This window comes from Pseudomonas sp. 21615526, assembly GCF_013386245.1.
In the GTDB taxonomy this organism is placed as follows: Bacteria; Pseudomonadota; Gammaproteobacteria; order Pseudomonadales; family Pseudomonadaceae; genus Aquipseudomonas.
Window position 1 is genome coordinate 109494 of sequence record NZ_JACAOM010000054.1, and the last position, 14716, is coordinate 124209.

Annotated in this window: 10 protein-coding genes; 2 read left to right on the plus strand and 8 right to left on the minus strand. The window is 61.9% G+C overall.

Going from position 1 to position 14716, the window contains the following annotated elements; translation table 11 throughout:
* Positions 1-48: 48 nt before the first annotated feature.
* The 8 genes from HX786_RS16370 to glnE are packed head-to-tail and all read right to left on the minus strand — an operon-like array spanning position 49 to position 9990.
* Complete coding sequence (locus HX786_RS16370; protein ID WP_008439147.1) at positions 49-1491, minus strand: lipopolysaccharide kinase InaA family protein; 1443 nt, start codon at positions 1489-1491, stop codon at positions 49-51.
* Positions 1491-2243, minus strand: coding sequence for a lipopolysaccharide kinase InaA family protein (locus HX786_RS16375; protein ID WP_008439156.1), 753 nt, complete (start codon positions 2241-2243; stop codon positions 1491-1493). The genes HX786_RS16370 and HX786_RS16375 overlap by 1 nt, the downstream gene beginning before the upstream one ends.
* Positions 2240-2974, minus strand: coding sequence for a lipopolysaccharide kinase InaA family protein (locus HX786_RS16380; RefSeq protein ID WP_003209451.1), 735 nt, complete (start codon positions 2972-2974; stop codon positions 2240-2242). Before HX786_RS16380 ends, HX786_RS16375 begins: the two co-directional genes overlap by 4 nt.
* Entirely contained in the window at positions 2974-3780 is an 807-nt protein-coding gene (gene rfaP / locus HX786_RS16385; RefSeq protein ID WP_003209450.1) for a lipopolysaccharide core heptose(I) kinase RfaP, read from the minus strand. The genes HX786_RS16380 and rfaP overlap by 1 nt, the downstream gene beginning before the upstream one ends.
* Positions 3777-4901, minus strand: a complete 1125-nt coding sequence (locus tag HX786_RS16390; RefSeq protein ID WP_003209448.1) for a glycosyltransferase family 4 protein — start codon at positions 4899-4901, stop codon at positions 3777-3779. The genes rfaP and HX786_RS16390 overlap by 4 nt, the downstream gene beginning before the upstream one ends.
* Complete coding sequence (waaC, locus tag HX786_RS16395) at positions 4901-5959, minus strand: lipopolysaccharide heptosyltransferase I (protein ID WP_003209442.1); 1059 nt, start codon at positions 5957-5959, stop codon at positions 4901-4903. The genes HX786_RS16390 and waaC overlap by 1 nt, the downstream gene beginning before the upstream one ends.
* Before the next feature lies 1 nt (position 5960).
* A complete protein-coding gene (gene waaF, locus HX786_RS16400; protein WP_102604286.1) occupies positions 5961-6995 on the minus strand; it encodes a lipopolysaccharide heptosyltransferase II in 1035 nt (344 codons plus the stop codon).
* Positions 6996-7050: 55 nt separating this feature from the next.
* Entirely contained in the window at positions 7051-9990 is a 2940-nt protein-coding gene (gene glnE / locus HX786_RS16405; protein ID WP_178912336.1) for a bifunctional [glutamate--ammonia ligase]-adenylyl-L-tyrosine phosphorylase/[glutamate--ammonia-ligase] adenylyltransferase, read from the minus strand.
* Between the two features lie 383 nt (positions 9991-10373).
* Between glnE and aceE the strand changes: the two genes are divergently transcribed.
* Positions 10374-13019: a pyruvate dehydrogenase (acetyl-transferring), homodimeric type gene (gene aceE / locus HX786_RS16410; protein ID WP_003209439.1), complete on the plus strand. Its 2646-nt coding sequence runs from the start codon at positions 10374-10376 to the stop codon at positions 13017-13019.
* An 11-nt stretch (positions 13020-13030) separates the two neighbouring features.
* On the plus strand, positions 13031-14683 hold the full coding sequence (gene aceF / locus HX786_RS16415; protein ID WP_087692500.1) for a dihydrolipoyllysine-residue acetyltransferase: 1653 nt from the start codon (positions 13031-13033) through the stop codon (positions 14681-14683).
* Positions 14684-14716: the final 33 nt, after the last annotated feature.

The following is a 14716-nucleotide window of genomic DNA, read 5'->3' on the forward strand; positions in this document are numbered from 1 at the left end:
GTGGCGAGGGAGCTTGCTCCCGTTGGGCCGCGCAGCGGCCCTAAACCCCTAGCCCACTGCCTTTGGCAACCGCTGATCAATCACCCGATACAACGCACTGCTCTCAGGCCAGTTACGCATAAACCTTGCCCGATCTCTGGCATATGCCGGAGCGAAGCTGCTCAAGGACGTGTGCTGACACATCGAATCCAGGTCGATCAGCGCCCAGCGATCCGTGTGCCAGAACAGGTTATGCCCCTTGAAATCCCCATGGCTGATGCGCTCGCGGATCAACTCTGCGAACAAATAATCCAGGGCCTGCAATTCGGCCTCGGGTGCCTCGCCACTCTCAACATACGGCGCGAACCGCTCGATGATGTCCGGCCCCGGCAGGTACTCGGTCACCAGATACGCGCGGCTGCGCAGCCACAGGAAGCGCTTTTCCAGCAACGCCAGCGGCTTGGGCGTGGCGATGCCGAGGAACGCCAGGCGATTGCCTTCGCGCCACGAATGCCAGGCCCGGCTCGGGCGCCAGAAGCGCTTGAGCCAATGGGCAAAACCCTTGATGTTGTAGCGCTTGATCACGAGTGGTCGACCGGCCACCTCGACCTTGGCGACACTGGCCGCCCCACCGGTTTTATACAGGTGGCCCTGGTCGAGCAGCGCATCGGCCTGCGCCAGCACTGGCAGCATCGCCGCTTCTTCCTCACGACGAGTCGCGCGCAGGGCGAACGGCCCGCGCACGACGCTGAACAGCGTGCACTCCCGGCCAACCTTGCTCAGGAAGTCCTTCAAGCGCCAGACGCTGACCTTGCGTACCTGCTTCTGTAACGCTTCGAGCGGCAACGCGTGTTCGCCATTGCTCAGCAGGTAATACACCAGCAACTCTTCGGTAAACGGCTCGAGGTTTTTCGGCAACTGCGCGAAAAACACCCCAAGGTTTTCCAGCACCCGGTTGCGCGACAGCGGTTTGCCCGCTTCTTCGACACAGATCCCGGCGCCGTCGATCAAATACAGTTTGCCGTCCTGACGCAGCAGGTTGTCCAGGTGCAGGTCTTCCTGCCACAGGCCCTTGGCGTGCATCTGCGCAATCGCACCCAGCGCTTCGGCGAGCACCGCTTGCTGCTGGTCAGCCAGCGGCGGCAAGTGTTCAACAGCCTGCCACGCATCAGCCAGGCTGTCGGCGCCTTCCAGAAACTCGAACAGCAGCCAACCACCCTCACCCTCTTGCAGACCATCGGCCAGCAACAGCGGTGTGGTCAGGCCTTGTTCGGCCAACAACCGCACGCCCTTGAGTTCACGCTGAAAATGCCGCGCCGCCTTGCTGCCCACCAACAATTTGGCCAGCACCGGGCGCCCGCGCCACACAGCTGCGCCGACATAACGCTGGCCCGGCAATACCCGCAGCAGGCTCAGCAGTTGCAACTGCCCAGGCCCGGCAGCGTCTGCCAGTTCGATGCTCAGGGGCAGGCTTGGCGTGCGGCCGGCATTTTTCAGTTCGGACAAACGCATCAGCGGTTCTCCTTGTGACTGCGCCGGGCCGCCAGGCGCTGGTGCCAGGTGGCAACCAATGCGCTGTCCTGCGGCTGGTCCAGGTAGGCCGCCAACAGCTGGCGAACCTGATCGTCCGACCACTGCGGCGCACGGCGCAACAGCGGTTCCAGGTCCTTGACCCGGTCACGCCAGCCGAACAGCAGCGGGCGGGTTTTCTCCAGGTCGATCAACTGCGCCGCGTACCCGTCGCCGGTGGCCTGCAGGAAAATATGCTTGGGATAAAAACAGCCATGCACCTGGCCCACGCTGTGCAACTGACGAGCAAGCTGACCGCAGGCCAGCAGGATTGCCCGCTGCTGCACGTCGCTCAACTCAGACCATTGCTCCAGCAATGAATCCAGGTCATTCCAACCATCCAGCGCCCGGGTCAGCAACATCGCCCGATGCTCTCCGGCCACTTTGCGCTCACCGAAAAACGCCGCCTGCAATGCCGGAATACCCAATTGCCGATAGCGGCTGATATTACGAAATTCGCGGGCAAAACTCGGCTCGCCAAACGGGCGGTGCAAGGTGCGCGTCAGGTAGTTGCTCTGGCGCTTGAGGTAGTAGCCCTGGCCTTCGAGTTCGAGGCGAAACACGCTGCTCCAGCCGCCGCGGCTGGTATTGGGCTCGTCCACCGCATCCAGTTGCTTGGCCCACAGCGCGTCGAAAGTGCCGAGGCCGTTGCGCTCAAGCAATGCTCGATCTTCGGCCGCCAGGAAATCACTCATTCTCGCCCCTCGAAAAACTTCACCACGTGGCGAATTCGCTGTTTGTCCGCCGCGCTCAAGTGTTTGCGCTGACGGTATTGCATGTAGAAGCGCAGGCGCTGGGTGGCCGACAAGTGATACTTGGCGACCTTGTCCAGGCAGGCCAGGTCCTTGGTGATGCGGTATTTGAGCCAGAACCCGCGCCAGAAATCGCCGTTGGGGCAATCAATCAGGTACAGGGTTTGCTGGTCATCCACCAACAAATTGCGCCACTTCAAATCGTTGTGGGTAAACCGGTGGTCGTGCATGGTCCGCGTGTATTCAGCGAGCTGGCGACTGATCTTGTTGACCCACACCGGGTCTGACAGTTGCGGGTCATTGCGCTCGGCCAATGCCGACAAGTCTTCAGTCTTCGGCAGCTCGCGCGTGATCATCGCCCCGCGGTGATACGCCAGGCCTTTACGCTCCAGACCCCAGGCGATCACATCGGCGGTGGGTATGCCCCACTTGGCGAAGCGCTTGAGGTTCTGCCATTCGGACTTGACTCGTGGCTTGCCCAGATAGCGGCGCAAACCCTTGCCCGCACCGACGTAGCGCTTGACGTAATAGTTGACCCCGCCGCGCTCCACGCGAATCACTTCGGACAACGGATCGCGGGTCAGCCGCTCGCCTTGCAGGGCGAACACGGCTTCCAGGCTACCAAAGTCATCCGCCAGGGCGGCGTAAGCGGGTTCCAGGTTCCAACCCGCCATCAGAGCGCATCCCCGTATCGTTGCTTGCGTGCGTAAAGCTTGGCGGCCATGCGTTCCAGCGCCGACAGCAGCGCGCTTTGCTCGCCCAGGATCTGGCGCAAAGGCTGCTGGAAGTACGCCTTGAGAAACCGCAGTTTGTCGCGCCGGGTCAAACCGATCTCCAGGGCGGAGTAGTAAAGCCCCGCCAGATCCTTGTCACGCCAGCGCCGGGGAATCTTCGAACGCACCTGGGCACGGTGCAGGTCGATCACCGAGAGCTTGATGTTGTGCACGGTAACCGGTTGGTCGGTGTGCAACAGGAAGTGGCACAGGTAGCAATCACGATGGTTCACGCCACCCCGGTGCATCGTGCCCAGGGTGCGCGCAAGCTCAACGGTCAAGGCATGCCGAATCGCCGGCACGGGCGGCTGTTTGACCCAGTCCATGGTCAGGTCTTCAAGGCTGACGATAGGCGCCAGCTCTTCAGTGACGATGAACGAGTGCTGGTCGGCCGGGTTGCTGCCCTTTTCACCAAAGGCCACGCCTGTCATGGTGGGCACGCCGAGTTCCCGCAGACGCTGGATCGCGTCCCACTCCTGGCCCGCGCCCAAGACAGGCAACTTGGCCGTGATCAGGTTCTTGAGGATTTCACCCCAGCCAATTCCCCGGTGGATCTTTACAAAATAATGGCGGCCTTCCACTTCCGTACGCAGGGTACGGCGCGCGGCCAGCTCACGAAACACCTGGCCGTCCAGCTTCTCGACTTCGGCGAACGCATCGCGTCCGGCCCACAGGGTCTTGAACGGTTCGGCAAGAATCAACTTCATCGGTTTGGCTCCGCCAGAATCAGGTCCGCAGCGTACTGCGGCATGCTATAGAGGTCGGCCGTCTCAGCGAAGGCCAGACCATTGCGGCTCCAGGCCGCGCGCGCTTGTGGATCGTCGAGCATATCCACCAGGTACTGGTTGAGCTGGGCCTGCTCGAACGGTTCGTCCAACACCCGCCCACTCTGGGCCTTGTCGATGTAAAACGCGTAGCCGCAGACCTTGCTCACCAGCACCGGGAGGCCGGCGACCACCGCTTCGATCAGCACCATGCCGGCCGCCTCGTTGTACGCGGGGTGGATCAACAGGTCGGCGCCCAGCAGAAAGCGCGGGATGTCGCTGCGGCCCTTGAAGAACTGCACCTGGTCGCCCAGTCCCAGCGCAGCACTCTGCAATTGGAATACTTTGGGGTCGTCCTGGCCGATTACAAATAGCCGGGTGCGTTTCTTCAGGCTCGACGGCAGCGCGGCCACGGCCTTGAGGCTGCGATCAACGCCCTTGGTCTTGAAGCCCGAGCCAATCTGCACCAGCAGCAAATCATCGTCGGCCAGGCCGAATTCGCGACGAAACTCGGCGCGGATCTCGGCAGCATTGGGCGGCGCGCGGCGGTCGCGGGCGATGCCCGGCGGCAACAAATGAAAACGCTCGGCCTGGGTCCCGTAATACTGGGTGAACAGCTGCTGCTGGTGTTCGGACAGCACCATGATCTGCGTCTTGGCGTCTTTGTCGAACACTGCACGCTCGTATTCGGCAAAGTGCTTGTACCGGCCGAACCAGCGATACATCGGGTTGCGCAGGTTCTGCGCCTTGTCTTCGAACACGCCGTCGGCGGCGAAGTACAGGTCCAGCCCCGGCATCTTGTTGAAGCCCACCACGCGGTCCACCGGGCGCTTGGCCAGGTCGGCCTGGATCCAGGCGTAGAGCTTTTCATTGCGCCGATGGTTGACCAGCGCCTTGACCGGCGCCACCAGCACTTCAAAGCCCGGCGGCACGTCACCCTCCCAGATCAGCGTATAGACGCGAATCTGATGCCCGCGCTGCTGGCACTCCAGGGCAATACGCATGAAGTCGCGCTGCAGGCCACCAAAGGGGAAGTATTTGTAGAGGACAAAAGCCAGTTGCATCAGTGTTCCTCAGCCAGTAACAACGTGCTTAAACGAGTTGCGACACGCTCAGGGTTCAGGCGAGTGAAGCACAGGGGCCACTCGCGCTTGAGATCGAACCGACGCTGGTCTTCGGCAGTCGGTTGATAAGTGCATTTCTTTTGCAGGCAAGGCGCACACGGGAAGTCGCTGGCCAGGTGAATCTGCGCCTTGCCATAAGCCCCGGTCAGGCCAGGATTGGTAGGGCCGAACAGGGAAATCGTTGGCACATCCAGCGCTGCGGCCAAGTGGCCAAGGCCGGTGTCGACCGCGACACACGCCTTCGCACCCGCCAGCACCCGGGCCACGCCCGCGAGGTTCAGCCTGGGCAGCACTTCGGCGTTTTTCAGGCCCTGGGCCAGGCGCTCAGCCCGGGCTTTTTCGGCGGCATTGCCCCACGGCAACTTCACGTCCACGCCAAAGCGGTCCATGCGCTCGGCCAGGTCGCGCCAGTAGGCTTCCGGCCAGTGCTTGGTGTCCCAGGTGGTGCCGTGCAGCAGCAGTACAAACGGTTTTTTCGGCGGCAGGCCCAGCAGCTTGTCGACACTGAGGCCGTAGTCGCCCAGGCCTTTTGGCAGGTCATAACCGAGGGCGACGGCAAACAGCTGGCGCAAGCGCTCCACCGCGTGCTGCCCACGGGCCACGGCCAGGCGTCGGGAATAGAAGTGCGCCGCCAATGGCTCGCGAGCCGACTGTTTGTCGAAACCGGCCACCGGGGCACGTACGTAGCGGGTCAGCCAGGCACTTTTCAGCAGGCCCTGGGCGTCGATCACCAGGTCGTATTTGGTCGACTGCACGCTCTTCTTGAAGCGCCGCCATTCGCCACTCTTGAAGGTCTGCCAGAGGTTCTTGCGCCAGCGGCGGATCGCCACCGGGATCACCTTGTCCACCGCCGGGTGCCAGGTGGGAATCTCGGCGAAGCCTTCTTCCACCACCCAGTCAAACCGGATGCCCGGGATCGCCCGCGCCGCGTCGGTCAACGCCGGCAAGGCATGAATCACATCGCCCAGGGATGAGGTCTTGATTACCAGAACCCGCAACTTAACGAACCTCGACCACAGTGCCCTGCAACCGCTGCAACGCGTCGCTGACAGGTTGCGGCAGCAACTGGCGCAGGCAGTTGTAGTGGCCGAAGCGGCAGGTGCGATCAAAACACGGGCTGCAATCCAGGCCCAGGCGCACCACTTCGACCTTGTCGGCCAGCGGCGGGGTAAACCCGGGAGACGTCGAGCCATACACTGCCACCAGCGGGCGGTTCAGCGCCGCGGCCACGTGCATCAGGCCGGAGTCGTTGGACACCACCGAGTCGGCACAGGACAGCAGGTCGATGGCCTCGGCCAGGGACGTGTCGCCGCTCAAGTTGACCGCCTCTTCGCGCAGCCCCGGGATCAAGCGCTGGCGAATATCCTCGCCCACCGAATGATCGTTTTTCGAGCCGAACAACCAGACCTGCCAGCCCTCGCGAATCTTCATCTCCGCAACCTTGGCGTAATGCTCCGAAGGCCAGCGCTTGGACTCGCCAAACTCGGCGCCAGGGCACAGCGCCAGCACCGGACGGTCCAGCTCCAGGCCGAACTTGGCCAGGGCGGCGTCTCGGGTGACCGGGTCGATTTGCAGGCTCGGGCGCGGATAAGGCGTCGGCAACTCGGCTCCCGGCGCGTAGGCCAGGGCCATGAAGCGCTCGATCATCAGCGGGTAACGGGCCTTGTCGAGCTTGCGCACATCGTTGAGCAGGCCATAGCGAAACTCGCCACGCCAGCCGGTGCGTTTGGCAATACCGGCGAAGAACGGCACCAGTGCCGACTTCATCGAGTTGGGCAACAGGATCGCCTGATCGTACTGGCCAGCCAGGGACTTGCCGATGCGTCGACGGGTCGCCAGCTCCAGCGCGCCGTGGCCGAGCGGGAAGCTCAAGGCCTGACGCACCTCGGGCATGCGCTCAAGGATCGGCCGGCTCCACTCGGGGGCGAGCACGTCGATTTGGCAGTCGGGATGACGTTGCTTGAGGCACTGGAACAGTGTCTGCGCCATCACCATGTCACCGACCCAACTGGGCCCAACGATCAGAATATTCATGTAGTTTCCACAAACGATACGGGGAGGCTCATGCCTCCCCGCCTTATATAGTGTTTCAGCTTAACCCCAGTTCATGCCAGATTCGCTGCACCTGGCGCCGTTCGTCAGCGAACTGGTCCCCGGCCACCGTACCGGCCTCGTTCTGCAGGGCCTGGCGGTGAGCGGCGGAACGGTAGGCTTTATACACCTCGCGCAGCAAATGGGCATCGGCGGCGGGCATCAGCCCGACCTGCTCCAGGCCTTCCAGAATGCGGATATTGTCGGTGTAGCGCAGCAACGATGGATGTTGCGCAGACCACGCCAGAGCCGCGTATTGCACCATAAATTCAATATCGACGATACCTCCGGCGTCCTGCTTGAGGTCGAACGACGCCGTGGGTTCGAAGGCATTCGCCGCCGTTCCCGCCGCCGTGGACTTGGTGCCGAGGTTGTCGCGCATCTTGGCGCGCATCTCGCTGACCTCCTGGCGCAGCTTGTCCAGGTCCTGCGCACGGCCCAGCACTTGCGCCCGTACCTGCTCGAAAGCACGGCCCACATCCTGACTGCCTACCAGCACTCGCGCACGCACCAGCGCCTGGTGCTCCCAGGTCCAGGCTTCGTTTTCCTGATAACGCGCAAATGCGCCCAGGGAACTCACCAGCAAACCGGATGCGCCCGAAGGCCGCAGGCGCATGTCCACTTCATACAACTGGCCCGAGTTGGTCTGGGTGGTCAGCAGATGAATGATTCGCTGCCCCAGCCGGGTAAAGAACTGCGCGCCATCGATCGGCTTGGCACCGTCGGTTTCGGCCTGGGGGTCACCGTCATGGATAAACACCAGGTCCAGGTCAGAACCATGCCCCAATTCGATGCCGCCGACTTTCCCATAACCGACAATGATGAAGCCAGGATCGCACAAGGTGCCGTCCACCCGTTGCGGCGAGCCGTAGCGGGCAACCGTCTGGCGCCAGGCCAGGGCCAGCACTTGCTCGAGGATGGCTTCGGCGAGCCAGGTCAGGTAGTCGCTGACTTTCATCAACGGCAGGCTGCCGGCGATTTCCGAAGCGGCCACCCGCAGGCGGTGGGCCAGCTTGAAGTGCCGTAGGGCTTCCATCTGCTGCTCAAGGTCGTCTTCGGGAATACGCGTCAGGCGTTCGCGCAATTCGGCGGCCAGTTCCGGCGCCAGCGGCGGCTTGAACAGGCGGCCTTCGTTGAGCAGTTCGTCCAGCAGCAGCGGGAAGCGAGTGATCTGCTCGGCAATCCACGGGCTGGCGGCGCACAGGGTCAGAAGGCGACGCAGGGCGTCGGGGTTTTCCGTCAGCAACACCAGATAAGCGGAACGCCGGGCGACGGCTTCGACCAAGGGCAGGACGCGCTCCAGTACCAGGTCCGGGTTGGCATGTTCGACGGCCTGGGCCAGCAAGCGCGGGATAAATGCATCCAGACGCTCGCGACCCAGGCGCTGCATGGCACGCAATTGCGGACTGCTGCGCAGGCCGGCCAGGGTTTTCAAGGCTTTGGGCGCGTCGGTAAAACCGCCTTCCTGCAACTGACGGCAGGCGGCTTCCTCGTCCTGGGACTCTTCCCACAACGGCAACCACTCACCGCCCACCATCAACTCGCTCTCTTCGCCCTCTTCTTCATCCGGATCGGCAATCACCTGGCGGAAATGCCAGTCCACCCGGCCACGCCAGTACATCAGGCGCTCATGAAACGCGGTCCAGTCCGGAAAGCCCAGCATGAAGGCAATCCGCGCCTGGTCTTCGGTGCCATCCGGGAGCATCTGCGTCTGGCGATCGGCGATCGCCTGAATCGCGTGCTCGGTGTAGCGCAGGAATTCATAGCCATCGCGCAGCTCGGCGACCACCGCCGGCGGCAGGTAACCCTGGCCTTCCAGGGTACCCAGCACTTTTAACAGTGGGCGCTGCTGCAGGCTCAGGTCACGGCCACCGTGGATCAGCTGGAACGCCTGGGCGATAAATTCGACTTCACGGATGCCGCCCGAGCCGAGCTTGATGTTCTCGGCCATGCCCTTGCGCCGCACTTCCTGCTGGATCAACTGCTTCATGGTGCGCAGCGCTTCGATGGCGGAAAAGTCCAGGTAACGCCGGTAGACAAACGGTCGCAACATGTCGAGCAGTTGCGCACCGGCCACCTGGTCACCGGCCACTACCCGCGCCTTGATCATGGCGTAGCGTTCCCAGTCGCGGCCCTGGTCCTGGTAGTACTGCTCCAGCGCGTTGAAACTGAGCACCAGCGCCCCGGCTGAGCCGTAAGGTCGCAGGCGCATGTCGACCCGGAACACAAAGCCGTCGACGGTCATCGGGTCCAGGGCCTTGATCAGTTTTTGACCAAGGCGGATGAAGAACTCCTGGTTGTCCAGCGAGCGCTTCACGCCAACCGTGTCGCCGCCTTCGGGGTAGGCGAAGATCAGGTCGATGTCGGACGACAGGTTCAGCTCCACTGCGCCGAGCTTGCCCATGCCGAGGATGACCATGTGCTGCGGTTCGCCGCTGCGACGGCCCGTGGGGGTGCCGAACAATACGCAGTGGCGCTGGTACAACCACTGATAGGCATGGTCGATGCTGGCGTCGGCCATGTCCGACAGGTCGCGGCAGGTTTGCACCAGGTCCGCCTGTCGGGTCAGGTCGCGCCAGATGATCCGCACCTGCTGGCGGGTGCGCTGGCGGCGCAGAACCCGGCCCAGTTCGTCTTCTGTCTCGGCTTGTTGCACGGCCGCCGCAATCTGTCCGCACAGCTCGCCGGGGGCAAAGCTGCGGTCCAGTTCGCCCCAGGCCACCAGCTCGAGCAACATCAAAGGGTCACGAACACTCTGTTCAATGACGAAATCACTGGCGGCGCACACACGGGCGAAGTCAGCCCAACGTTGCGGCGTCCACTCAGAAAGGCCATTATCGCCGTCCAATCCGGCCACGGCGTCACGAAATGACTGCTCGGCCCGCTTGGCAAATGGAAGCAGGATGGCCGGGAGTTCGGCCTGCATTGGAAGGCTCATGGTCTATCCTTGATCGGCGCGTAAAGGGCTTGTAGCTGTGAACGCAAGAACCATGCTCGGTGAAGGACTGTCGAACAAAGGTTAGAAATAGCTGAAAATTTTTCTTTTTTGGCAGTCAACATCAAATCTCTACCCTTTCTTGTTCGCAAAAGATCAACAATAACGATTATGCTCGCCAGCTAGACCGAGCAATCCGCTCAGTCTTGTGTAGTTTTACTACTCGTATATACATTCGAAAGGCTGAAATGGCCGACGATTTGTAGTAAAACTACAGGACGCCGAAGCAACCTTCGGCCATCCAAGAATTTATGTCGTCTGCCCACAAGGCCAGTCGCAAACTTCAGGCAACCGATTCTGGTAGCCTTTCCGCCCTGGAGCAAGCCATGCAAGACCTCGATCCCGTCGAAACCCAGGAATGGCTGGACGCCCTGGAATCGGTTCTCGACAAAGAAGGCGAAGACCGTGCTCACTACCTGATGACCCGTATGGGCGAACTCGCGACCCGCAGCGGCTCGCAACTGCCCTACGCCATCACCACGCCGTATCGCAACACCATCCCGGTAACCCACGAAGCACGCATGCCTGGCGACCTGTTCATGGAACGCCGCATTCGCTCGCTGGTACGCTGGAACGCCATGGCGATGGTAATGCGCACGAACTTGAAAGATTCTGACCTGGGCGGTCACATCTCCAGCTTCGCTTCCAGCGCAACCCTGTATGACATCGGCTTCAACTACTTCTTCCAGGCCCCGACCGAAGAACATGGCGGCGACCTGATCTACTTCCAGGGCCACACCTCGCCAGGCGTCTACGCCCGTGCGTTCATGGAAGGCCGCATCACCGAAGAACAAATGAACAACTTCCGCCAGGAAGTCGACGGCCAGGGCCTCTCGTCCTATCCGCACCCTTGGCTGATGCCTGATTTCTGGCAGTTCCCGACGGTATCCATGGGCCTGGGCCCGATCCAGGCGATCTACCAGGCACGCTTCATGAAGTACCTGGAAGCCCGTGGCTTCATCCCTGAAGGCAAGCAGAAAGTCTGGTGCTTCCTGGGCGACGGCGAGTGTGACGAGCCGGAATCCCTGGGCGCCATTTCCCTGGCTGGCCGCGAGAAGCTGGACAACCTGATCTTCGTCATCAACTGCAACCTGCAGCGCCTCGACGGCCCGGTTCGCGGCAACGGCAAGATCATCCAGGAACTCGAAGGCGTGTTCCGTGGTGCTCAGTGGAACGTGACCAAAGTCATCTGGGGCCGTTTCTGGGACCCACTGCTGGCCAAGGACGTCGACGGCATCCTGCAACGCCGCATGGACGAAGTCATCGACGGCGAGTACCAGAACTACAAGGCCAAAGACGGCGCGTTCGTACGTGAACACTTCTTCAACACGCCTGAACTCAAGGCAATGGTTGCAGACCTGTCCGACGACGAGATCTGGAAACTCAACCGTGGCGGCCACGACCCGTACAAGGTTTACGCGGCGTACCACGAAGCGGTCAACCACAAAGAACAACCGACCGTCATCCTGGCCAAGACCATCAAGGGTTATGGCACCGGTGCCGGCGAAGCGAAGAACACTGCGCACAACACCAAGAAAGTCGATGTCGACAGCCTGAAGTTGTTCCGCGACCGCTTCGACATCCCGGTCAAGGACGAAGAGCTGGAGAACCTGCCGTTCTTCAAGCCGGAGCCAAACAGCGCCGAAGCCCGCTACCTCAGCGAGCGTCGCACTGCACTGGGCGGTTTCGTGCCTCAGCGCCGCGCCAAGAGCTTCAACATCCCGACTCCGCCACTGGATACCCTCAAGGCAATCCTGGACGGCTCGGGCGACCGTGAAATCTCCACCACCATGGCCTTCGTGCGGATCCTCGCGCAGCTGGTCAAGGACAAGGAAATCGGCTCGCGTATCGTACCGATCATCCCGGACGAAGCCCGTACCTTCGGTATGGAAGGCATGTTCCGTCAGTTGGGCATCTACTCCTCCGTCGGCCAGCTCTACGAGCCAGTCGATAAAGACCAGGTGATGTTCTACAAGGAAGACAAGAAGGGCCAGATCCTCGAAGAAGGCATCAACGAAGCGGGCGCCATGAGCTCCTTCATCGCTGCCGGTACTTCGTACTCCAGCCACAACCAGCCGATGCTGCCGTTCTACATCTTCTACTCGATGTTCGGTTTCCAGCGTATTGGCGACCTGGCTTGGGCAGCAGGCGACAGCCGTACCCGTGGCTTCCTGATCGGCGGTACTGCCGGGCGGACCACGCTGAACGGCGAAGGCCTGCAACACGAAGACGGTCACAGCCACATCCTGGCGGGCACCATCCCGAACTGCCGCACCTTTGATCCAACCTACGGCTATGAGCTGGCGGTGATCATCCAGGACGGCATGAAGAAGATGACCGAAGAGCAGCAGGACGTTTTCTACTACATCACCGTGATGAACGAGTCCTACCAGCAGCCAGCCATGCCGGCCGGTGTCGAGGAAGGCATCATCAAGGGCATGTACCTGCTCGAAGAAGACACCAAGGAAGCCGCTCACCACGTGCAACTGATGGGCTCCGGCACCATCCTGCGCGAAGTGCGTGAAGCTGCAAAAATCCTGCGTGAAGAGTTCAACGTCGGTGCTGACGTATGGAGCGTTACCAGCTTCAACGAACTGCGTCGCGACGGCCTGGCCGTAGAGCGCAGCAACCGCCTGCACCCGGGCCAGAAGCCTGCGCGCACCTACGTCGAAGAGTGCCTGGCTGGCCGTAAGGGTCCGGTTATCGCCTCTACCGACTACATGAAGCTGTTTGCTGAACAAATTCGTCAGTGGGTACCGTCCAAGGAATTCAAAGTCCTGGGCACCGACGGTTTCGGCCGTAGTGACAGCCGCAAAAAGCTGCGTCACTTCTTCGAAGTCGACCGTCACTTCGTGGTGTTGGCAGCCCTGGAAGCCTTGGCTGACCGTGGTGAAATCGAACCCAAGGTGGTAGCAGACGCTATCGTCAAGTTCGGGATCAACCCGGAAAAACGCAACCCACTGGACTGCTGAGGAGACTTTCTGTGAGCGAACTCATTCGCGTACCTGACATCGGCAGCGGTGAAGGTGAAGTAATTGAACTGTTTGTGAAGGTCGGCGACACCGTCGAAGCCGACCAGAGCATCCTGACCCTGGAATCGGACAAGGCGAGCATGGAAATCCCTGCTCCCAAGGCCGGCGTGGTCAAAAGCCTGAAAGTGAAGCTGGGCGATCGCCTGAAAGAAGGCGACGAACTGCTTGAGCTGGAAATCGAAGGTGCCGCTGATGCGGCCCCTGCGGCGGCCGCTCCTGCTGCTGCCCCGGCTCCTGCCGCCGAGAAGCCTGCCGCTGCTGCCGAGGCCCCTGCGGCTCCGGCGGCTGCACCTGCCGCCGAAACAGTCCAGGACATTCATGTTCCGGACATCGGTTCGTCGGGCAAGGCTAAGATCATCGAGCTGCTGGTTAAAGTCGGCGACACCGTCGAAGCTGATCAATCGCTGATCACCCTGGAGTCCGACAAGGCCTCCATGGAAATCCCTTCGCCGGCTGCCGGTGTGGTGGAAAGCATTGCCGTGAAGCTGGAAGACGAAGTCGGCACTGGTGACTTCATCCTCAAACTGAAAGTGGCGGGCGCTGCTGCCCCGGCTGCTGCCGCTCCGGCCGCCGCTGCTCCGGCCGCCAAGGCTGAAGCCGCACCGGCTGCTGCCGCGCCTGCACCTGCGCCTGCTGCAAAAGCGGAGGCCGCACCGGCTCCGGCGGCTGCACCTGCGCCAAGCGGTGCCAAGGTTCATGCCGGCCCTGCCGTGCGCCAACTGGCCCGTGAATTCGGCGTCGAGTTGAGCGCGGTAACCGCCAGCGGTCCTCACGGTCGCGTGCTCAAGGAAGACGTGCAGGTTTACGTCAAATCCATGATGCAGAAGGCCAAGGAAGCTCCGGCTGCCGGCGCTGCTACCGGTGGCTCGGGCATTCCGCCGATCCGCACCGTCGACTTCAGCCGCTTCGGCGAAATCGAAGAAGTGCCGATGACCCGCCTGATGCAAATCGGCGCGGCCGGCCTGCACGCCAGTTGGCTGAACATCCCGCACGTGACCCAGTTCGACCAGGCCGACATCACCGACCTGGAAGCATTCCGCGTTGCGCAGAAAGCCGTGGCCGAGAAGGCCGGCGTGAAGCTGACCGTGCTGCCTCTGCTGCTCAAGGCTTGCGCACATTTGCTCAAGGAACTGCCGGACTTCAACAGTTCGCTGGCGCCAAGCGGCAAGGCGATCATTCGCAAGAAGTACGTGCACATCGGCTTTGCCGTCGACACTCCGGATGGCCTGCTGGTACCGGTCATCAAGAACGTCGACCAGAAGAGCCTGCTGCAGCTTGCCGCTGAGGCTGCTGCACTGGCTGCCAAGGCCCGCGACAAGAAGCTCACCCCGGACGACATGCAGGGCGCGTGCTTCACCATCTCCAGCCTCGGGCACATTGGCGGCACTGGCTTCACGCCAATCGTCAACGCGCCGGAAGTGGCGATCCTGGGTGTTTCCAAGGCCACTATCCAGCCTGTGTGGGACGGTAAAGCGTTCCAGCCGAAGCTGATGCTGCCACTGTCGCTGTCCTACGATCACCGTGTGATCAACGGCGCGGCTGCCGCACGCTTCACCCAGCGCCTGAGCCAGTTGCTGAACGACATCCGCACCATCCTGCTTTAAGCAACAACAGGTCTTCTGCCCATGCAGAAGACC

Excerpts from the sequence above, each read along its gene's own strand:
- waaF (WP_102604286.1), bottom strand. The coding sequence starts at position 6,995 with ATGAATATTCTGATCGTTGGGCCCAGTTGGGTCGGTGACATGGTGATG.
- HX786_RS16370 (WP_008439147.1), bottom strand. The coding sequence starts at position 1,491 with ATGCGTTTGTCCGAACTGAAAAATGCCGGCCGCACGCCAAGCCTGCCC.
- HX786_RS16380 (WP_003209451.1), bottom strand. The coding sequence starts at position 2,974 with ATGGCGGGTTGGAACCTGGAACCCGCTTACGCCGCCCTGGCGGATGAC.
- HX786_RS16390 (WP_003209448.1), bottom strand. The coding sequence starts at position 4,901 with ATGCAACTGGCTTTTGTCCTCTACAAATACTTCCCCTTTGGTGGCCTG.
- glnE (WP_178912336.1), bottom strand. The coding sequence starts at position 9,990 with ATGAGCCTTCCAATGCAGGCCGAACTCCCGGCCATCCTGCTTCCATTT.
- HX786_RS16375 (WP_008439156.1), bottom strand. The coding sequence starts at position 2,243 with ATGAGTGATTTCCTGGCGGCCGAAGATCGAGCATTGCTTGAGCGCAAC.
- rfaP (WP_003209450.1), bottom strand. The coding sequence starts at position 3,780 with ATGAAGTTGATTCTTGCCGAACCGTTCAAGACCCTGTGGGCCGGACGC.
- aceE (WP_003209439.1), top strand. The coding sequence starts at position 10,374 with ATGCAAGACCTCGATCCCGTCGAAACCCAGGAATGGCTGGACGCCCTG.